Origin of the sequence: Klebsiella sp. MBT K-1 (assembly GCF_002556465.1) — a bacterium.
GTDB classification, from domain to species: Bacteria; Pseudomonadota; Gammaproteobacteria; order Enterobacterales; family Enterobacteriaceae; genus Klebsiella; species Klebsiella grimontii.
On the sequence record NZ_PDEL01000015.1, the window covers coordinates 81,046 to 98,845 of the forward strand.

Below are 17,800 nucleotides of genomic sequence, written 5' to 3' on the forward strand. Positions count from 1 at the left end.
CCATAATGAAAAAGCAACATACATCAACCGGAGTGTGAGCTGTAATGGGCCAGGAAAAGCTATACATCGAAAAAGAACTCAGCTGGTTGTCCTTTAACGAACGCGTACTTCAGGAAGCGGCGGACAAAAGCAACCCGCTGATTGAGCGCATGCGCTTTTTGGGAATTTACTCCAACAACCTCGATGAATTCTATAAAGTGCGGTTCGCCGAACTTAAGCGCCGCATCATCATTAGCGAAGAACAAGGCAGTACCGCCCACTCTCGTCACCTGCTAGGCAAAATCCAGGCTCGCGTGCTTAAGGCCGATCAGGAATTTGACGGCTTATACAACGAGCTGCTGCTGGAAATGGCGCGTAACCAGATTTTCCTGATCAACGAACGCCAGCTCTCCGTCAACCAGCAGTCCTGGCTGCGTAACTACTTCAAGCTGTATCTTCGTCAGCACATCACGCCAATTCTGATTAATCGCGAAACGGATCTGGTGCAGTTTCTGAAGGATGATTACACCTACCTGGCCGTCGAAATTATTCGCGGGGATACCATCAATTACGCGCTGCTGGAGATTCCGTCTGACAAGGTGCCGCGTTTTGTGAACCTGCCGCCGGAAGCGCCTCGCCGGCGCAAGCCAATGATTTTGCTAGATAATATCCTGCGATACTGCCTGGATGATATCTTCAAGGGCTTTTTCGATTACGACGCACTGAACGCCTACTCGATGAAAATGACCCGTGACGCCGAATACGATCTGGTGCACGAGATGGAATCGAGCCTGATGGAGCTGATGTCCTCCAGCCTGAAACAGCGTCTGACCGCCGAGCCGGTGCGCTTCGTTTATCAGCGCGACATGCCGGACGCAATGGTCGAAATGCTGCGCGATAAGCTCTCCATCTCCAACTACGATTCGATGCTGCCGGGCGGTCGTTACCACAACTTTAAAGACTTTATCGGCTTCCCGAACGTCGGCAAAGCTAATCTGGTCAATAAACCGATGCCGCGTCTGCGCCATCTGTGGTTCGATAAATTCCGTAACGGCTTTGACGCGATTCGCGAACGTGACGTGCTGCTGTACTACCCGTACCATACGTTTGAACACGTCCTTGAGCTGCTGCGCCAGGCCTCTTTCGACCCAAGCGTGCTGGCTATCAAAATCAACATCTACCGCGTCGCGAAAGATTCACGGATTATCGATTCGATGATTCATGCCGCCCACAACGGTAAGAAAGTGACGGTGGTCGTGGAGCTGCAGGCGCGTTTCGATGAAGAAGCCAATATTCATTGGGCTAAGCGCCTGACCGAAGCCGGCGTGCACGTTATCTTCTCCGCGCCGGGCCTCAAGATCCACGCCAAGCTGTTCCTGGTTTCGCGAAAAGAGGGCGATGAAGTCGTTCGCTATGCGCATATCGGTACCGGAAACTTCAACGAAAAAACCGCGCGGCTTTACACCGACTACTCGCTGCTGACCGCCGATGCGCGCATCACCAATGAAGTCCGCCGGGTATTTAACTTTATTGAAAACCCCTACCGCCCGGTCAGCTTCGATTATCTGCTGGTGTCGCCACAAAACTCGCGTCGCCTGCTTTATGAGATGATCGATCGCGAAATAGCCAACGCGCAGAATGGCCAGCCGTCGGGGATCATGCTGAAGCTGAACAACCTCGTCGATAAAGGCCTGGTAGACCGTCTCTATGCCGCGTCTAGCTCCGGCGTGCCGGTTAATTTACTTATTCGCGGCATGTGCTCGCTGATCCCCGGCCTCGAAGGCATCAGCGAAAACATTCGCGTGACCAGCATTGTTGACCGTTTCCTTGAGCATGACCGGGTTTATTGCTTTGAAAACGGCGGCGATAAGCAGGTTTGGCTATCGTCGGCGGACTGGATGACGCGCAATATTGACTATCGTATCGAAGTTGCCGCGCCGCTGCTGGATCCGCGGCTGAAACAGCGGGTGCTGGATATTTTCGATCTCCTCTTCAACGATACGGTGAAAGCGCGCTATCTTGATAAAGAACTGAGCAATCGCTACGTGCCGCGCGGCAATCGCCGTAAAGTCCGTGCACAGATGGCGATATACGACTACCTCAAATCACTTGAACAGCCCGACTAACCTATGCCAATAAACGATAATGCCCCTCGGCCGCAGGAGTTCGCTGCGGTCGACCTCGGTTCGAACAGTTTTCATATGGTGATCGCCCGCGTCGTTGACGGGGCAATGCAGATCATCGGTCGTCTGAAACAGCGCGTACATCTGGCCGACGGTCTGGATGAAAACTCTGTACTGAGCGAAGAGGCTATGACGCGCGGGCTGAACTGCCTGTCGCTGTTCGCCGAGCGCCTGCAGGGTTTTGACCCGTCCAGCGTGTGCATCGTCGGCACGCACACGCTGCGCCAGGCGACAAACGCCGCAGAGTTCCTCAAGCGCGCGGAGCAGGTCATCCCCTACCCCATTGAAATCATCCCCGGCAACGAGGAAGCGCGTCTGATTTTTATGGGCGTGGAGCATACGCAGCCGGAGCGAGGCCGTAAGCTGGTCATCGATATCGGCGGCGGCTCTACCGAGCTGGTGATCGGCGAGGATTTCGAGCCTCGCCTGGTGGAAAGCCGCCGTATGGGCTGCGTGAGCTTCTCTCAGGCCTACTTTGCTGGCGGCGTCATCAACAAAGAGAATTTCCAGCGCGCGCGTCTGTCGGCCGTGCAAAAGCTGGAAACCCTGGCGTGGCAGTTCCGCATCCAGGGGTGGAACGTCGCCCTCGGCGCGTCGGGCACCATTAAAGCCGCCCACGAAGTGCTGGTGGCCATGGGCGAGAAAGACGGGTTCATCACTCCCGAGCGCCTCGAGATGCTGGTCGAAGAGCTGCTGAAGTATAAAAACTTTGACTCGCTGAGCCTGCCCGGGCTCTCGGAAGATCGTAAAGCCGTTTTTGCGCCCGGCCTGGCGATTCTCTGCGGGGTGTTTGACGCGCTGGCGATTAAAGAGCTGCGCTTATCCGACGGCGCGCTGCGCGAAGGCGTACTGTACGAGATGGAAGGACGTTTCCGTCACCAGGATATCCGTAGCCGCACCGCGCAAAGCCTGGCTAACCAGTACAATATCGACCGCGAGCAGGCGCGTCGGGTACTGGAGACCACCACGCATATTTTTGAGCAATGGCAGGAGCAGAACCCTAAGCTTGCGAACCCTCATCTGGCGGCGCTGCTGAAATGGGCGACGATGCTGCATGAAGTCGGCTTAAATATTAACCACAGCGGCATGCACCGTCATTCGGCTTATATCCTGCAAAACAGCGATCTGCCGGGCTTTAATCAGGAACAGCAGATGCTGATGGCCACCTTAGTTCGCTATCATCGTAAAGCGATTAAGCTGGATGATTTACCGCGTTTCACGCTGTTTAAGAAAAAGCAGTTTCTGCCGTTAATACAGCTGCTGCGCCTTGGGGTGCTGCTGAATAACCAGCGACAGGCGACGACCACGCCGCCAACCCTTACGCTGAAAACCGAGGCGAACCACTGGACGCTGACCTTCCCGCATGACTGGTTTAGCCAGAATGCGCTGGTATTACTCGATCTGGAAAAAGAGCAGGAGTACTGGGAAGGCGTGCCTGACTGGTGGCTGAAAATCAGCGAAGAAGAGAAGCCTGACGCGACAAGCTAGCTTCACTCATATGGGCCGGACTTTCCGGCCCATTCGTTTATTCATCCTCAACCAACGCCTCAAGCGGGGCCGGTTTGCCGATATCATAGCCCTGCATGTAATCAATCCCCAGTGAAACCACGGCCTGACGAATCTCTGGCGTTTCGACATATTCAGCCACCACCTGCATATTTTTCATCCTCGCAAGAAGGCAAATAGAGGCAACGGCCTGATAGTCCAGACTACTGGTCACCAGGTTACGAATAAAACTGCCGTCAATTTTCAGCAGATCCGCATTCATCGTTTTCAGCCGCGCGTAGCTGGCATAGCCGGTGCCAAAATCATCAATCGCGACCCGACAGCCCAGGTCCTGAAGCTGCGCGAGGGTTTTCCGCGCTTGTTCGGGATTGGTCAGCGAATGGTTCTCCGTCAGCTCAAAAATAATCTGCCAGGGTTCGATGTCATAATGCTCCAGCAGCGTTTTTACCTGCTGATGGAAATGGCTGTTACTCACAGAAAAAGGTGAGATATTTATCGCCAGACGCATTCCCGGAAGCTTTTTGCGCCGCTTGTCCATAAAGATGAGCGTATGTTCAAGGACCCAGCTATCAATACGCGCCGACAGTCCAAACTCGTGCGCCACCGGTAAAAAGGTATCCGGCATGATGACTTCATCATCGTCGTTCAGCATCCTGAGCAGAACTTCGTGGTAGCTATCCCCCCAGATGCCGACAATGGGTTGCGCCATCAGCATGAAGCGATCCTGCTCCAGCGCCTTCACCAGCTGATTCATTATAGTGACTTTGTCTTTCAGCTCCTGTTGCGTATTGATGGCTCCGCGACGCTGTAAATTTTCAGGACTGCCGGTGGCGAGGGAAAGGTCGGCCGCGCTGCTGAGTTCACCCAGCAGTAAATGCAGATGAATCACCGGAGAGCGAACGTTGCAATAGCTGAACCCCACGGGTGGCTGCAAAGGCATGCCATTCCAGACAAAACGAAACTTTTTGAGATGCTCATAAAGCAGGGGGATTCGCTGCTGATGCTCTTCGCTGTTCAGATGGACTACCAGCTCATGCCCGGCCATCTGATAGATATCCTCCCCACTCTGCAATAGCTCGCTGAGTGACTCGGCCAGCAGCTGCTTGTACTGGATACGCAACAGAACGCCGTAATGGCGGCCTAATATTTCCAGCTCAGGAATGCGTAAGAAGCACAACACTGACCAGGAGGATTTATTTAACGCCCGGCTCAGCGCCCGAATATTGGGCAAGCGTACAACCGGATCCATGAAGGCCATCCTGCGCATGCGCGCATAAAAAATTCTCTGCTGCGTCGCCAGCATCGCCATATAGGCGATAATAAATGAAAACACCAGATAGCTGGAGGAGGTAATAGCCAGCTGATTGTTGTAAATCGGTGAATGTGGGAGATATTGATTATGAAAGTGAATTATAACAATTAAAACAGGAGACCAGACCAATGAAATGAAGCGATAACCAAAGCGCATAGCGCCCCAAAGCATCACTGGCATAAGTAAAGACAAGGTATAATTTGTGCTAAAAATAGTGCTCGTACTATTCAACGGCATTAATAGCAGCACCAATAAAATGATCAGCACTGCCGCCCATAAAATAAATTCTAAGCGTTTTATTTTTGGATCGATCTGCAGGCGAATCTGAGAAACAAACCCTCGAATATAGAGAGGGTTGCGGATAATTCGAATAAGAAAATAGCATAACGGCACGCCGGTCAAGCACCCAGCCATAAGGGCCTGAAAGGTGATAAGCGAACGCAAGCTTAAGGGATTAACACCAATCAACCCAGTAGCGCGGGGATGAATTCCAAGGTACTCAGCGAGTTGGGAAAGAACAAGAAAGATCAGCGATGGCAGCAGCATCTGCCAGACCAATCTCTGAGGCATCAGTCTCACATTGCCATGCGAGATTTGCTGCCTGCGCGGGACAAAAACGCGATACCCGCCCCAGGAAAGAACCGTCGGAATAAGAAAATGAAAAATCACGCCGATGGAATCTTCCAACGTCATGCCGCGCGTAATGGTAAGCAACAAACCGAGAACGATTCCCGGCAAAGCGGCCCAGCCGAAAAACAGCATCAGGCTCAGTACTAACGCCAGGGGTAAATAGTAAAGATAAACTTCATTACCATCGAGTAATGCATCGGTGTTAGCCCATCTTGCCAGAGGGAGTAAAAGAACAGGCAAGATCAGCGGCAACGCCCACCATTTATCCCGATATTGCCTGTACAGTTTAATTATTTTCATAGATGCTCTACGGATAACCCTAAATCCTGCAGGGTATATTCAGGCGGGCATCCAACCAACCTTCATTATCGCGCAAGGAATAACAACGCGGAACTGGCTGGTGATTTTAGTTGTCGGAAAAAATAGACGATTGATATAAATCAAGAAATCTCGAGGCTAATATTAATAATGCCTTTTTTTTAACATCAATCTGCGATAAGCAGAAAGCATGTAAATACGAGGATTATCTTATATAACATTAATTAATGTTTTATCCCTGGGATTTTTACATCCTCATCAATTGACCCTTCCGCTTTACTGTGCCTTAATACGCACATCGCCCATCTTTTGGGTATACTTTAAGGAACCTTTTGTGAGTCAGGCACCCAGTATGCGTAAACGACATCGATTTAACCGTCGCATGACCCGTATCGTACTGCTTATCAGCTTTATCTTCTTCTTTGGACGCTTTGTCTACTCCTCCATCGGCGCCTGGTATCATCATCAGGATAAAAAGCAGTCGCAACAATCCACCATCACCGTTGATCCTTCCGACTCGCTGAAAACGCCTGTGCAAAAGTAAGCGCTGCGTACCGCGTTCAGCAACCGATTTGAGGTAGCAAACGCAGCACTTCAGCAATGCCTTTGCTGATGATTTTATCCTGGCGCATGACGACGCCTAGCTGGCGATACAGCAGCGGAGTCAACGATTGCACATTCAGGCCGATGCGATCCTGCGGATGCTCTACCGCCATACGCGGCACAATGCTGTACCCCAGTCCCGCGCGCACCATACGCTTAATTGCCTCAATGCTGCCTAACTGCATGACGGGCACAACCATCAGTCCATCATGACGAAACCAGCCATCAATCAGATCCCGGGTTCCACTTCCCGCTTCAAAGGCAATTAACGGCAAGGATTGGAGTATTTCTGGCGTCAGCGGCAAGGGCGGCTCGTCCTGTCCATCGCTAAAAATACAGACAAACTCTTCATCTAATACCGGCGTTACCGCCAGGCTGCGTCCGTTCGCCGGCAGCGTACAAAGCCCGAGATCGAGCCGATTCTCTTCGATAGCCCGAACCACTTCCAGCGTATTGCCGACCGTGACCTTCACCGTCAGCAGAGGATGATCCTGATGCAGCTTCTGCAACAGCGAAGGTAACAGATGGATACAGGCGGTTGCCCCGCTCCCCAGCGTCACCGAACCGCTAATTTCCCGGTTGAATTCGCTAACCGATTGCACCGCTGCGCTCACCGCCTGCTCAATTCGATCGCTATGCGCCAGCAAGGCGATTCCGGCCGCCGTCGCCTTAATGCCCCGCCCGGTGCGCTCCAGCAGTCTGGTTTGCAGAAATTGTTCCAGCTGACGTACCTGTAGGCTTACCGCTGGCTGCGACAGCCCTAGCAGGTCAGCTGCGGCTGAGAAGCTTCCGCGCTGTACCACCAGGCGGAACGTCGCCAGATTTCCCAGATTGAGCGTCGTCATCACAAAGTTTCTCTTATAAGGGTCATAAATGGACCGGCCTGCCTCCACAATAGCGTGCAGGGTATGCTGCGACAACAGCGTAACAAAATGGACGATCATGGATACACCTACAAAATCACTCTCCGCGCCGGGCTTTGTCACGCTTGCCGCCGGGTGCAACCAACTGATTAATTGGGGCATATCGTTTTATATGCCCGGCACTTTCGCCAGGGCTATCGCCCATGAAACCGGCTGGGCCGCAACGGAAATCTACTTTGGCCTGACTATCGCCATGCTGATGATGGCGATGCTCTCCCCGTTTGTCGCCCGGCTACTGGCCCACTTTGGCGGCCAACGGATAGTGGTCACAGGTACGCTGATGATTTCAGCAGGCTGCCTGATCATGGCTTACGTTCATAGCCTGTCGGCCTGGTTTGCCGCCTGGGCCCTGACCGGAGTCGGCATGCGCCTGGCGCTCTATGACGCGCTGTTCGCCGCGCTGGTGAATAGTTATGGGCAAAGCGCCAGACTCACCATCTCGCGCGTGACGCTGGCCGGAGGGCTGGCTTCGGCTCTGTTCTGGCCGCTCGGGGCAGGGTTGCTGACGCAGATGAACTGGCGGCATGCGCTGCTGATCTATGCCCTGTTCGGCCTGCTTAGCGCTATGCTGCTGTGGAAAATGCCAAATCATAAATTGCCCTCCCCCCGGCGGACAATTAAACGCCAGCGGCTCTCCGGCCGCGATAAGCGCTCCGCCCTGCTCTACGCGTCGCTGATTGCGCTGGTGACCTTCGTTTCCAACGGTACCTCGACGCATCTCCCGGAGTTTATCGCCAGCGTCGGGCTGCCTGTCGCAGTGGGAATGCTGTGGGGGATTGGGCAAACCGGCGCGCGCTTTCTCGAAGTAGCGTCCGGTTCCGCCCTTACGCCGTTAAGGTTAACGCTATTGACCACCCTGGTGATGCCGCTCTGCTTTGCGCTCGGTCTGAGCGGGTCTTATCTCTCCTGGGCGGCCGGCGGATTTGTACTGGGTTACGGCGCGATCAACGGCCTGACGACCGTATTTAAAGCCACCCTGCCGCTGCAGCTTTTCGCCGCGGAGGATTATGCCCGGCGAACCGGCATTCTGTTGATTCCCGCGCAGCTGCTGGCCGCCGCCTCGCCGTTTGTCTACGCGTGGCTGAATCATCATCTTGGGATGAGGGGCAGTTTAGCGGTTTCCGCCGCGCTGGCGCTGGTGGTTTTCGGCCTGGCGATGTCAATTGCATGGGATCACCGTGAGAAGACGCCCGCGGAGATTGAAGAACGGGGCTAACAGTATGAATCCGGTGACTTTGATTTATCGGTAAGACAAACCGTATTCATCGTTTTAGAGGATGCCGTAAGTTACGGTAATTCTTATAAAAAATGCCATTAATGACGTCAATCACTAATGGCATTATTTTATTCAATTAACACAAAGAATAAATTTTATTCCCACTCAATGGTCGCCGGCGGCTTACCGCTGATGTCATACACCACGCGGGAAATACCGTTGACTTCATTGATGATGCGGTTGGACACGCGGCCTAAGAAATCATACGGCAGGTGCGCCCAGTGCGCGGTCATAAAGTCGATGGTTTCGACGGCACGCAGGGAGACCACCCAGTCGTACTTACGGCCATCGCCCATGACGCCGACGGAGCGAACCGGCAGGAACACGGTGAACGCCTGGCTCACTTTGTTGTACAGGTCAGCTTTGTGCAGCTCTTCGATGAAAATTGCGTCCGCGCGACGCAGCAGGTCGCAGTACTCTTTCTTCACTTCGCCCAGCACGCGCACGCCGAGACCCGGGCCCGGGAACGGGTGACGGTACAGCATGTCGTACGGCAGACCCAGCTCGAGGCCAATCTTACGCACTTCATCTTTGAACAGCTCGCGCAGCGGCTCAACGAGGCCCATCTTCATCTCTTTCGGCAGGCCGCCCACGTTGTGGTGAGATTTGATGACGTGCGCCTTACCGGTTGCGGAAGCGGCGGATTCGATGACGTCAGGGTAGATCGTGCCCTGCGCCAGCCATTTAACGTCTTCCAGCTTCAGCGCTTCTTCGTCAAACACTTCCACGAACACGCGACCGATGATTTTACGCTTCGCTTCCGGATCGTTTTCCCCCGCCAGCGCAGACAGGAAACGCGCCTCGCCTTCAACGTGAACGATATTCAGGCCGAAACGGTCGCCGAACATGTCCATAACCTGCTGGGCTTCGTTCAGACGCAGCAGACCGTTATCCACGAAGACGCAGGTCAGATTTTTGCCGATGGCGCGGTGCAGCAGCATGGCGGTCACGGAAGAATCCACGCCGCCGGAGAGGCCGAGGATCACTTTATCGTCGCCAACCTGCTGACGAATGCGCTCAATAGCATCGTCGATAATTTTGGCTGGCGTCCATAGCGCCTCACACTGGCAGATATCGCGTACGAAACGCTCCAGCATGCGCAGACCCTGACGGGTGTGGGTCACTTCCGGGTGGAACTGCACGCCGTAGAAGCGCTTCTCTTCGTTAGCCATAATGGCGAACGGGCAGGTTTCAGTGCTGGCAACGGTGACGAAGTCAGACGGGATGGCGGTGACTTTGTCGCCGTGGCTCATCCAGACGTCCAGCATCGGCTTACCATCCGCGCTCAGCGCATCTTCAATACCGTGGATCAGGGCGCTATCGGTTTGAACCTCAACCTGGGCATAGCCAAACTCACGCTCATTAGACGCTTCAACGTGTCCGCCCAGCTGCATCGCCATGGTCTGCATGCCGTAGCATACGCCGAAAACCGGCACGCCGGCTTCGAAGACATACTGCGGCGCGCGCGGGCTGTTATCTTCGGTGGTGCTTTCCGGGCCGCCGGAAAGAATAATGCCGTTAGGATTAAACTCACGAATTTGAGCTTCAGTCACGTCCCATGCCCACAGTTCGCAATAGACACCTAATTCACGAACGCGACGCGCAACCAGCTGGGTGTACTGAGAACCGAAGTCCAGGATAAGAATACGATGTTTATGAATGTTATCCGTCATTGACGATAATTCCGAGGCAAGTGATACAGGTTAAATAAATCGCCCGGCGCGTGGCCGGGCGATGAAAATCAGGAGCCCATGCGGTAGTTCGGGGATTCCTTAGTGATGGTCACGTCGTGAACGTGGCTCTCCTGGATACCCGCGCCGCTGATGCGCACGAATTCCGCTTTGGTCCGCAGGGTGTCGATGGTACCACAACCGGTCAGACCCATACAGGAGCGCAGGCCGCCCATCTGCTGGTGAATAATCTCTTTCAGACGCCCTTTATAGGCGACGCGACCTTCGATACCTTCCGGCACCAGTTTGTCGGCGGCGTTATCGGTCTGGAAGTAGCGATCGGAGGAACCTTTAGACATCGCGCCCAGGGAACCCATACCGCGGTAAGACTTGTAAGAACGGCCCTGATAGAGTTCGATTTCGCCAGGAGACTCTTCGGTACCCGCCAGCATCGAACCGACCATGACGGCGGCCGCGCCCGCGGCAATCGCTTTCGCGATATCGCCGGAGAAACGGATACCGCCGTCGGCGATAACCGGGATACCCGTGCCTTCCAGCGCTTCAACCGCGTCGGAAACGGCGGTGATCTGCGGAACGCCCACGCCGGTCACGATACGGGTCGTACAGATGGAACCAGGGCCGATACCCACTTTCACCGCGCTGCAGCCGGCTTCCGCCAGCGCGCGAGCGCCCGCACCGGTCGCCACGTTGCCGCCGATGATTTGCAGGTCAGGGTATTTAGCGCGAGTATCGCGAATACGCTGCAATACGCCTTCAGAGTGGCCGTGAGAGGAGTCGATCAGCAGAATATCTACGCCCGCGGCAACCAGCGCATCAACGCGCTCTTCGTTGCCCGCGCCCGCGCCAACCGCCGCGCCAACGCGCAGGCGACCCTGCTCATCTTTACAGGCGTTCGGTTTACGTTCTGCTTTCTGGAAATCTTTAACGGTGATCATGCCGAGAAGATGGAAGCTGTCATCCACAACCAGCGCTTTCTCAACGCGTTTCTCATGCATTTTGGCAAAGACCACTTCGCGGCTTTCGCCTTCGCGAACGGTCACCAGACGCTCTTTAGGCGTCATATAAACGCTAACCGGCTGATTCAGGTCGGTGACGAAACGCACATCGCGACCGGTGATAATGCCGACCAGCTCGTTGTCTTCGGTCACCACCGGATAGCCAGCAAAACCGTTGCGTTCGGTCAGTACTTTGACTTCGCGCAGGGTGGTGGTTGGCAGGACGGTCTGCGGGTCGGTCACCACGCCGGATTCATGCTTTTTCACGCGCCTTACTTCTTCAGCCTGGCGTTCAATAGACATGTTTTTATGAATAAAGCCGATGCCGCCTTCCTGTGCCAGGGCAATTGCCAGACGCGCTTCAGTCACGGTATCCATTGCAGCGGAAAGCATAGGAATATTCAGACGAATGGTTTTCGTCAGCTGAGTGCTGAGATCGGCGGTATTTGGCAGAACGGTTGAGTGAGCGGGAACGAGGAGGACGTCGTCAAACGTCAGGGCTTCTTTAGCGATACGTAGCATGGGCAATATCTCGACCAGGGTGGATAAATATTGCCGTGGCATTATACAGAGCGTAACCGATTGCATCTACCCTTTTTTGCAAATAATACTTGCGATCCCCTCCCAGCAGGTTACTATCGACTGAATAACCTGCTGATTTAAAATTTGATCTTGCTCACATGTTGCCATCTCAATCCCCCTCAATTTACACGGTTAGCCGCCTCAATCAGTCGGTTCGACTGCTGCTGGAACGTGAAATGGGCCAGGTGTGGATTAGCGGCGAAATTTCAAACTTCAGCCAACCCTCTTCTGGTCACTGGTACTTCACCTTAAAGGACGATAACGCCCAGGTGCGCTGCGCGATGTTCCGCAACAGCAACCGCCGCGTGACCTTCCGCCCGCAGCACGGGCAGCAGGTGCTGGTACGCGCTAATATCACGCTTTACGAGCCGCGCGGCGATTATCAAATTATCGTCGAAAGCATGCAGCCGGCGGGCGAAGGTCTGCTGCAGCAGAAGTATGAACAGCTCAAGGCAGCGCTGGCCGCGGAAGGCTTGTTCGATCAGCAGCATAAAAAAGCGCTCCCCTCCCCCGCGCACTGCATTGGCGTTATTACCTCTAAAACCGGCGCTGCGCTGCACGATATTTTGCACGTGCTCAAGCGCCGCGATCCTTCCCTGCCGGTCGTTATCTACCCGACCACCGTACAGGGTGAAGATGCGCCGGGGCAGATCGTTCGCGCCATTGAACTGGCCAACGCGCGCCATGAGTGCGATGTGCTGATTGTCGGGCGCGGCGGCGGTTCGCTGGAAGATCTATGGAGCTTTAACGACGAGCGGGTGGCGCGGGCGATTTTCGCCAGCCCTATTCCCATCGTCAGCGCCGTAGGCCATGAGACCGACGTCACTATCGCCGATTTTGTTGCCGACCTGCGCGCGCCAACGCCTTCCGCCGCGGCAGAAATTGTCAGCCGCAACCAGCAGGAGCTGCTGCGCCAGCTCCAGTCCGGGCAGCAGCGTCTCGAAATGGCAATGGACTACTTCCTTGCCAACCGCCATCGCCGATTTACCCAAATTTTTCACCGCCTGCAGCAGCAGCATCCCCAGCTGCGGCTGGCCCGTCAGCAAACGGAACTCGAAAGATTGCGCCAACGCATGCGTTTCGCTCTTGAGACGCAGATGAAGCGCGCCGACCAGCGCCAACAGCGCGCCGCGCAGCGCCTGAATCAACAAAATCCGCAGCCGCGCATTCACCGCGCCCAGAGCCGTATTCAACAGCTGGAATACCGGCTGGCGGAAAACATCCGCGCGCGTCTTGGCGATCAACGTGAACGCTTCGGTAATATGGTCACGCATCTGGAAGCCGTCAGCCCGCTGGCGACGCTCGCCCGCGGCTATAGCGTCACTTCCGCCAGCGACGGCAAAGTGCTGAAACAAACGACGCAGGTGCGCGAGGGTGACCTTCTCACGACCCGCCTGAACGATGGTTGGGTAGAGAGCGAAGTGAAGAACATCACGCCGGTGAAGAAAACCCGTACCCGCAAAAAAGCCTGATTATCCTGCCATTTCGACCGGTGATAACTATACTGCAGTCATGCCCTTTTAAAACGGTTTTACCCGGCTAAGGAGCGTGACATGCCAGAAGCTTATCCCCGTTATGTGATCCCGCCCTACATCTTACGTCGTATTGTCGATCGTGGTTCTCTTCAGCAGCAGCGCTGCGCGCAGAATACCCTCAGCCACGTTCAGACCCTGATGGCGCACGTTCCAGGGCGCCCTGCCGCGCCCCACGTCACCACGCCGGGCCTGCTTGAACGCGACATTTATGATGCCGGGCAGACCCAGGATCTACCGGGTACCCAGGTCCGTTTTGAGGGACAGCCCTCTAACGGCGACGTAGCCGTTGATGAAGCCTATGACTATCTCGGCATCACCCATGATTTTTTCTGGAAGAGCTACCAGCGAGATTCGCTGGATAACCGCGGGTTGAAGCTCACCGGCAGCGTCCACTATGGTCACGAATATCAAAACGCGTTCTGGAACGGCCAACAAATGGTATTCGGCGACGGCGATGGCGAGATTTTTAATCGTTTTACTATCGCTATTGACGTGGTGGCGCACGAGCTAAGCCACGGCGTGACGGAGAGCGAAGCCGGTCTCATCTATTTCGAACAATCCGGCGCGCTCAACGAATCGCTATCGGATGTCTTTGGATCGCTGGTCAAACAATATCAGCGCCAGCAGACGGCTGACAAAGCGGACTGGATCATTGGCGAAGGGCTACTCGCGAAAGGCATCCACGGCAAAGGTCTGCGCTCTATGTCGCAGCCTGGCACCGCTTATGATGACCCTATCCTTGGCAAAGACCCGCAACCCGCGCATATGAAAGATTTTGTTCATACCCAGCAGGATAACGGCGGCGTTCATATTAACTCCGGTATTCCTAATCACGCCTTTTATCTCGCCGCCAGCGCAATCGGCGGTTTTGCATGGGAAAAAGCGGGATATGCCTGGTACGACGCGGTGTGCGATCACTCTCTGGCAAAAGACGCCGACTTCTCCGCCTTTGCCAGACTGACGATTCACCATGGCGAGAAACGCTCAGGCAAAGAGGCCGCTGATGCGATTACTCAGGCCTGGGAGCGGGTCGGAGTCGCGCTATGAATCTCCCCGATCTCAGCGATGACGCGGTCATTGAGCTGGCGCGCGAGGGTGGCGTCGCCTGGATCCCGGCGCTCAGCGGGATGCGGAAGATTGTCGTTGCCCGGCTTAACGAGCAACAAAGGCAGCGGATCGCGACGATTCTCCAACAGTCGCTACCGCTGGGCAAACCGCCAGGTCAGCCCGACTCGCCGGGGAGCGGCGACCAGCGTTTCTTCCGCATTCAGATAATTAGCGAACAGCATTATCACAGCCTGATTATCCTCATTCCCGAGGAGCGTGCGCCAAATTCACTGATTGAACTCTGGCGCGACGGTGAAGGCTGCGTCAGCGATAAAGATTAAATAGGCACAAACTCGACGCGTTTTTTTGAAATCAGCCCGTGGCCGTGCTGGCAGAAGTAATCCACCGCGCCGCAGGCTTTTAATACTTCTAGCGGCTGGTGGCAATCCGGGCAGCGGGCTTCAACAGCATAATCTTTCGCACAACGCTCGCAATGGGCGCTATTGCCCTGCACAGCAAGCTGCGCATGGCACACGGGGCAATCAAATTCCATGGTGACTCCTGACAATGGGTATATAGCTTTATTTTATCACGGTTGCATAATCTGTGGCTGCTGCCGCTCATTAACCCTCCGCAGGCTATTCGCCCCCTGCCTGGCCGCCGCGTTTAATTTTATTCACCCTGCATACTGAATCGGGACTGAGCAAAAGCGTCATAGACCTGCTTATCGGTGAACGGCGGAAAAGTGGCCCGTTTAGCGGCATCAACCAGCGCGGCACAATATGCTTTATTACCTTCGCTCGTTGTCACGCTATTCAGTTTACCCTCATCGCTAAAACTCAGATGTATCGTGCATTTTTTACCCGTCCAGCCGTAGCGATTGGATAACCGGGAATCAATAGACTCTTTTATCGCTCTCGCCTGCCTGCCATATTCATCGTCATCGCTGAATCGTCCGGAGCTACAGCTCCCAAGCGCTGATGTTTTATGGCAGTCAGAAGGATGAAACGGCGCACAGCTGCTGGCTAAAATAACCAAACCGACCATCACTATTGTTTTTTTCATATCCCTGTTCCCGGCGTTTATTACGATTGTCCCTACGTTATTTCACGTGCGTTCAACTTTAGCGAAAAGGGACGCCCCTGCTTTGAATACTGCCGGGCTGGTTTGGCGCTGGCACCTCTACGCAAGACGGCCCGGGCGTGAAATGAATGGTAATGATGTTATTGCTGGAAGGCTTCCCTTTGACGTATCGCCATTTTTCCATTGCGGCCCTGACTTCATTATCAAACATTCCTGAAGGATCGGAGCTTAATAACTGAACGTTAATCACCCGCCCGTTCTCATCAACGTCAAATTGCGCTTTAACCTGACCTGGTATTCCTTTTTTTTCAGCTTTCGCGGGATAAGCAGGCTTAACGCGCGGTTCAATCGCTTGTGATTCAGCAGCACAGGCTATGGGAATAAGACACAGCATCAGGAGAGTTAAAAGGCTTTTCATTCTGACCTCATTGTCACAAAAATATCTATCCTCCTTGGTTTTTCTCACATTTATAACGCGGCCTCAAGCGAGTTTATTATTATTCTGCGCATGAACAATAGCGATAATAAAAAAGCCCGACGGGTGCGGGCTTTAGATTTTTGAGGCTGGCGGCTAACTTACTTGCTTTTCTTAATATGCTTGATCAAGCGCTTACGCTTACGCATCTGGTTCGGCGTCAGGGTATTACGTTTGTTGGCAAACGGGTTTTCCCCTTCCTTGAACTGAATACGAATCGGCGTACCCATCACTTCCAGCGATTTACGGAAGTAGTTCATCAGATAGCGTTTGTACGAATCCGGCAGGTCTTTAACCTGGTTACCGTGAATCACCACGATCGGTGGGTTATAACCACCGGCGTGGGCATATTTCAGCTTCACGCGACGGCCGCGCACCAGCGGCGGCTGATGGTCTTCGGCAGCCATAGTCATAATGCGGGTCAGCATAGCGGTGCCCACGCGACGGGTGGCGCTGTCGTACGCCTCGCGTACGGATTCGAACAGGTTGCCAACGCCGCTGCCGTGCAGCGCGGAGATAAAGTGCACGCGGGCAAAGTCGATAAAGCCCAGACGGAAGTCGAGGGTCTCTTTCACCTGCTCTTTCACTTCCTGGCTCAGGCCGTCCCATTTATTGACGACAATCACCAGCGAGCGGCCGCTGTTGAGAATAAAGCCCAGCAGGGAGAGATCCTGATCGGAAATCCCTTCGCGCGCATCAATGACCAACAGCACCACGTTGGCATCTTCAATCGCCTGCAGCGTTTTGATCACCGAGAATTTTTCGACGACATCGGTAATTTTCCCGCGCTTACGCACGCCTGCGGTATCAATAAGAACGTATTCCCGCTCATCGCGCTGCATCGGGATGTAGATGCTGTCGCGAGTGGTTCCCGGCATATCGTAAACCACCACACGATCTTCGCCCAGAATACGGTTAGTGAGCGTTGACTTACCCACGTTCGGGCGGCCCACAATCGCCAGCTTAATCGGCAGATCCTGCGGGTTAAAATCATCTTCCGGCTCTTCAACTTCTTCGCCGTTCTGCTCCGCTTCAAACTGCGCCCAGTATGCCGCGTCCTCGTCCACTTCTTCCGGCGGGTTCACCTCGTCAACCCACGGTAGCAGCACATGCTCCAGCAGGCTGGTGACGCCGCGACCGTGTGAAGCAGCGATGGGATAAATCTCGCCTAAACCCAGCGACCAAAAATCGGCAATCGCCTGATCGGCATCGATGCCGTCAGTTTTGTTTGCCACCAGGAAGGTCGGTTTTTCACGAGAGCGCAGATGTTTCGCAATTGCCGAATCCGCCGGCATCAGGCCCGCGCGCGCATCGACCATAAACAGCACGACGTCCGCTTCTTCGATTGCCAGCAGCGACTGTTCCGCCATCCGCGTTTCTACGCCATCTTCGGTACCGTCGATCCCGCCGGTATCGATACAGATAAATTCGCGGCCTTCCACTTCAGCACGACCGTACTTACGGTCACGAGTCAGCCCCGGAAAATCCGCGACCAACGCATCGCGAGTGCGCGTTAAGCGGTTAAAAAGCGTGGATTTTCCAACGTTAGGGCGCCCGACAAGCGCGACCACAGGTATCATGTTAAATGCCTCATACTAAAATCGATACAACGCCATTTTCACGGCGTTTTTAAAAAAGCCAAAACGGCCCCTGTCTGCCAGG

General features: G+C 54.5%; 15 protein-coding genes. 7 read left to right on the forward strand and 8 right to left on the reverse strand.

Annotated elements, in window-relative coordinates; all coding sequences use genetic code 11:
• Window positions 1–44: 44 nt before the first annotated feature.
• Together ppk1 and ppx are read left to right on the forward strand one after the other, a co-directional pair.
• A complete protein-coding gene (ppk1, locus tag CMQ96_RS21540) occupies window positions 45–2,105 on the forward strand; it encodes a polyphosphate kinase 1 (protein WP_004123499.1) in 2,061 nt (686 codons plus the stop codon).
• 3 nt (window positions 2,106–2,108) lie between these two features.
• The gene (gene ppx, locus CMQ96_RS21545; protein ID WP_004136480.1) at window positions 2,109–3,650 is read left to right on the forward strand and encodes an exopolyphosphatase; all 1,542 of its coding nucleotides are present in this window, start codon (window positions 2,109–2,111) and stop codon (window positions 3,648–3,650) included.
• Between the two features lie 37 nt (window positions 3,651–3,687).
• Here ppx and CMQ96_RS21550 read toward each other — a convergent pair whose 3' ends face one another.
• Window positions 3,688–5,910, reverse strand: a complete 2,223-nt coding sequence (locus CMQ96_RS21550; protein ID WP_098067311.1) for an EAL domain-containing protein — start codon at window positions 5,908–5,910, stop codon at window positions 3,688–3,690.
• 370 nt (window positions 5,911–6,280) lie between these two features.
• Here CMQ96_RS21550 and CMQ96_RS21555 point away from each other — a divergent pair, with 370 nt between their 5' ends.
• On the forward strand, window positions 6,281–6,472 hold the full coding sequence (locus CMQ96_RS21555) for a YfgG family protein (RefSeq protein ID WP_024359340.1): 192 nt from the start codon (window positions 6,281–6,283) through the stop codon (window positions 6,470–6,472).
• Between the two features lie 16 nt (window positions 6,473–6,488).
• On the opposite strand, the gene CMQ96_RS21560 is transcribed toward CMQ96_RS21555, so the two are convergent.
• On the reverse strand, window positions 6,489–7,376 hold the full coding sequence (locus CMQ96_RS21560; RefSeq protein ID WP_024359341.1) for a LysR family transcriptional regulator: 888 nt from the start codon (window positions 7,374–7,376) through the stop codon (window positions 6,489–6,491).
• Window positions 7,377–7,473: 97 nt separating this feature from the next.
• On the opposite strand from CMQ96_RS21560, the gene CMQ96_RS21565 reads away from it, so the two are divergent.
• Window positions 7,474–8,670: an MFS transporter gene (locus CMQ96_RS21565; protein ID WP_049086880.1), complete on the forward strand. Its 1,197-nt coding sequence runs from the start codon at window positions 7,474–7,476 to the stop codon at window positions 8,668–8,670.
• 155 nt (window positions 8,671–8,825) lie between these two features.
• Here CMQ96_RS21565 and guaA read toward each other — a convergent pair whose 3' ends face one another.
• Together guaA and guaB are read right to left on the reverse strand one after the other, a co-directional pair.
• On the reverse strand, window positions 8,826–10,403 hold the full coding sequence (guaA, locus tag CMQ96_RS21570) for a glutamine-hydrolyzing GMP synthase (protein ID WP_024359343.1): 1,578 nt from the start codon (window positions 10,401–10,403) through the stop codon (window positions 8,826–8,828).
• A 68-nt stretch (window positions 10,404–10,471) separates the two neighbouring features.
• On the reverse strand, window positions 10,472–11,938 hold the full coding sequence (guaB, locus tag CMQ96_RS21575; RefSeq protein ID WP_004123540.1) for an IMP dehydrogenase: 1,467 nt from the start codon (window positions 11,936–11,938) through the stop codon (window positions 10,472–10,474).
• Between the two features lie 158 nt (window positions 11,939–12,096).
• Between guaB and xseA the strand changes: the two genes are divergently transcribed.
• The 3 genes from xseA to CMQ96_RS21590 all read left to right on the forward strand — a co-directional run bounded on the left by xseA (window position 12,097) and on the right by CMQ96_RS21590 (window position 14,921).
• Entirely contained in the window at window positions 12,097–13,470 is a 1,374-nt protein-coding gene (gene xseA / locus CMQ96_RS21580; protein ID WP_098067312.1) for an exodeoxyribonuclease VII large subunit, read from the forward strand.
• Between the two features lie 81 nt (window positions 13,471–13,551).
• Window positions 13,552–14,580, forward strand: coding sequence for a M4 family metallopeptidase (locus CMQ96_RS21585; RefSeq protein ID WP_049088333.1), 1,029 nt, complete (start codon window positions 13,552–13,554; stop codon window positions 14,578–14,580).
• Complete coding sequence (locus CMQ96_RS21590) at window positions 14,577–14,921, forward strand: protealysin inhibitor emfourin (RefSeq protein ID WP_082236876.1); 345 nt, start codon at window positions 14,577–14,579, stop codon at window positions 14,919–14,921. The genes CMQ96_RS21585 and CMQ96_RS21590 overlap by 4 nt, the downstream gene beginning before the upstream one ends.
• On the opposite strand, the gene CMQ96_RS21595 is transcribed toward CMQ96_RS21590, so the two are convergent.
• From CMQ96_RS21595 to der, 4 genes are all read right to left on the reverse strand, one after another.
• Window positions 14,918–15,133: a zinc ribbon domain-containing protein gene (locus CMQ96_RS21595; protein ID WP_004136456.1), complete on the reverse strand. Its 216-nt coding sequence runs from the start codon at window positions 15,131–15,133 to the stop codon at window positions 14,918–14,920. The two genes, CMQ96_RS21590 and CMQ96_RS21595, sit on opposite strands and share 4 nt — an antisense overlap.
• A 119-nt stretch (window positions 15,134–15,252) precedes the next feature.
• A complete protein-coding gene (locus CMQ96_RS21600; protein WP_024359348.1) occupies window positions 15,253–15,645 on the reverse strand; it encodes a cell envelope integrity TolA C-terminal domain-containing protein in 393 nt (130 codons plus the stop codon).
• A 58-nt stretch (window positions 15,646–15,703) separates the two neighbouring features.
• A complete protein-coding gene (locus CMQ96_RS21605) occupies window positions 15,704–16,081 on the reverse strand; it encodes a TonB family protein (protein WP_004136454.1) in 378 nt (125 codons plus the stop codon).
• Between the two features lie 158 nt (window positions 16,082–16,239).
• Window positions 16,240–17,718: a ribosome biogenesis GTPase Der gene (gene der, locus CMQ96_RS21610; protein ID WP_024359349.1), complete on the reverse strand. Its 1,479-nt coding sequence runs from the start codon at window positions 17,716–17,718 to the stop codon at window positions 16,240–16,242.
• Window positions 17,719–17,800: the final 82 nt, after the last annotated feature.

Bases quoted from the DNA above. Each gene is read 5' to 3' on its own strand.
- ppk1 (WP_004123499.1), top strand. From the start codon at position 45: ATGGGCCAGGAAAAGCTATACATCGAAAAAGAACTCAGCTGGTTGTCC.
- ppx (WP_004136480.1), top strand. From the start codon at position 2,109: ATGCCAATAAACGATAATGCCCCTCGGCCGCAGGAGTTCGCTGCGGTC.
- CMQ96_RS21550 (WP_098067311.1), bottom strand. From the start codon at position 5,910: ATGAAAATAATTAAACTGTACAGGCAATATCGGGATAAATGGTGGGCG.
- CMQ96_RS21555 (WP_024359340.1), top strand. From the start codon at position 6,281: ATGCGTAAACGACATCGATTTAACCGTCGCATGACCCGTATCGTACTG.
- CMQ96_RS21560 (WP_024359341.1), bottom strand. From the start codon at position 7,376: ATGACGACGCTCAATCTGGGAAATCTGGCGACGTTCCGCCTGGTGGTA.
- CMQ96_RS21565 (WP_049086880.1), top strand. From the start codon at position 7,474: ATGGATACACCTACAAAATCACTCTCCGCGCCGGGCTTTGTCACGCTT.
- guaA (WP_024359343.1), bottom strand. From the start codon at position 10,403: ATGACGGATAACATTCATAAACATCGTATTCTTATCCTGGACTTCGGT.
- guaB (WP_004123540.1), bottom strand. From the start codon at position 11,938: ATGCTACGTATCGCTAAAGAAGCCCTGACGTTTGACGACGTCCTCCTC.
- xseA (WP_098067312.1), top strand. From the start codon at position 12,097: ATGTTGCCATCTCAATCCCCCTCAATTTACACGGTTAGCCGCCTCAAT.
- CMQ96_RS21585 (WP_049088333.1), top strand. From the start codon at position 13,552: ATGCCAGAAGCTTATCCCCGTTATGTGATCCCGCCCTACATCTTACGT.
- CMQ96_RS21590 (WP_082236876.1), top strand. From the start codon at position 14,577: ATGAATCTCCCCGATCTCAGCGATGACGCGGTCATTGAGCTGGCGCGC.
- CMQ96_RS21595 (WP_004136456.1), bottom strand. From the start codon at position 15,133: ATGGAATTTGATTGCCCCGTGTGCCATGCGCAGCTTGCTGTGCAGGGC.
- CMQ96_RS21600 (WP_024359348.1), bottom strand. From the start codon at position 15,645: ATGAAAAAAACAATAGTGATGGTCGGTTTGGTTATTTTAGCCAGCAGC.
- CMQ96_RS21605 (WP_004136454.1), bottom strand. From the start codon at position 16,081: ATGAAAAGCCTTTTAACTCTCCTGATGCTGTGTCTTATTCCCATAGCC.
- der (WP_024359349.1), bottom strand. From the start codon at position 17,718: ATGATACCTGTGGTCGCGCTTGTCGGGCGCCCTAACGTTGGAAAATCC.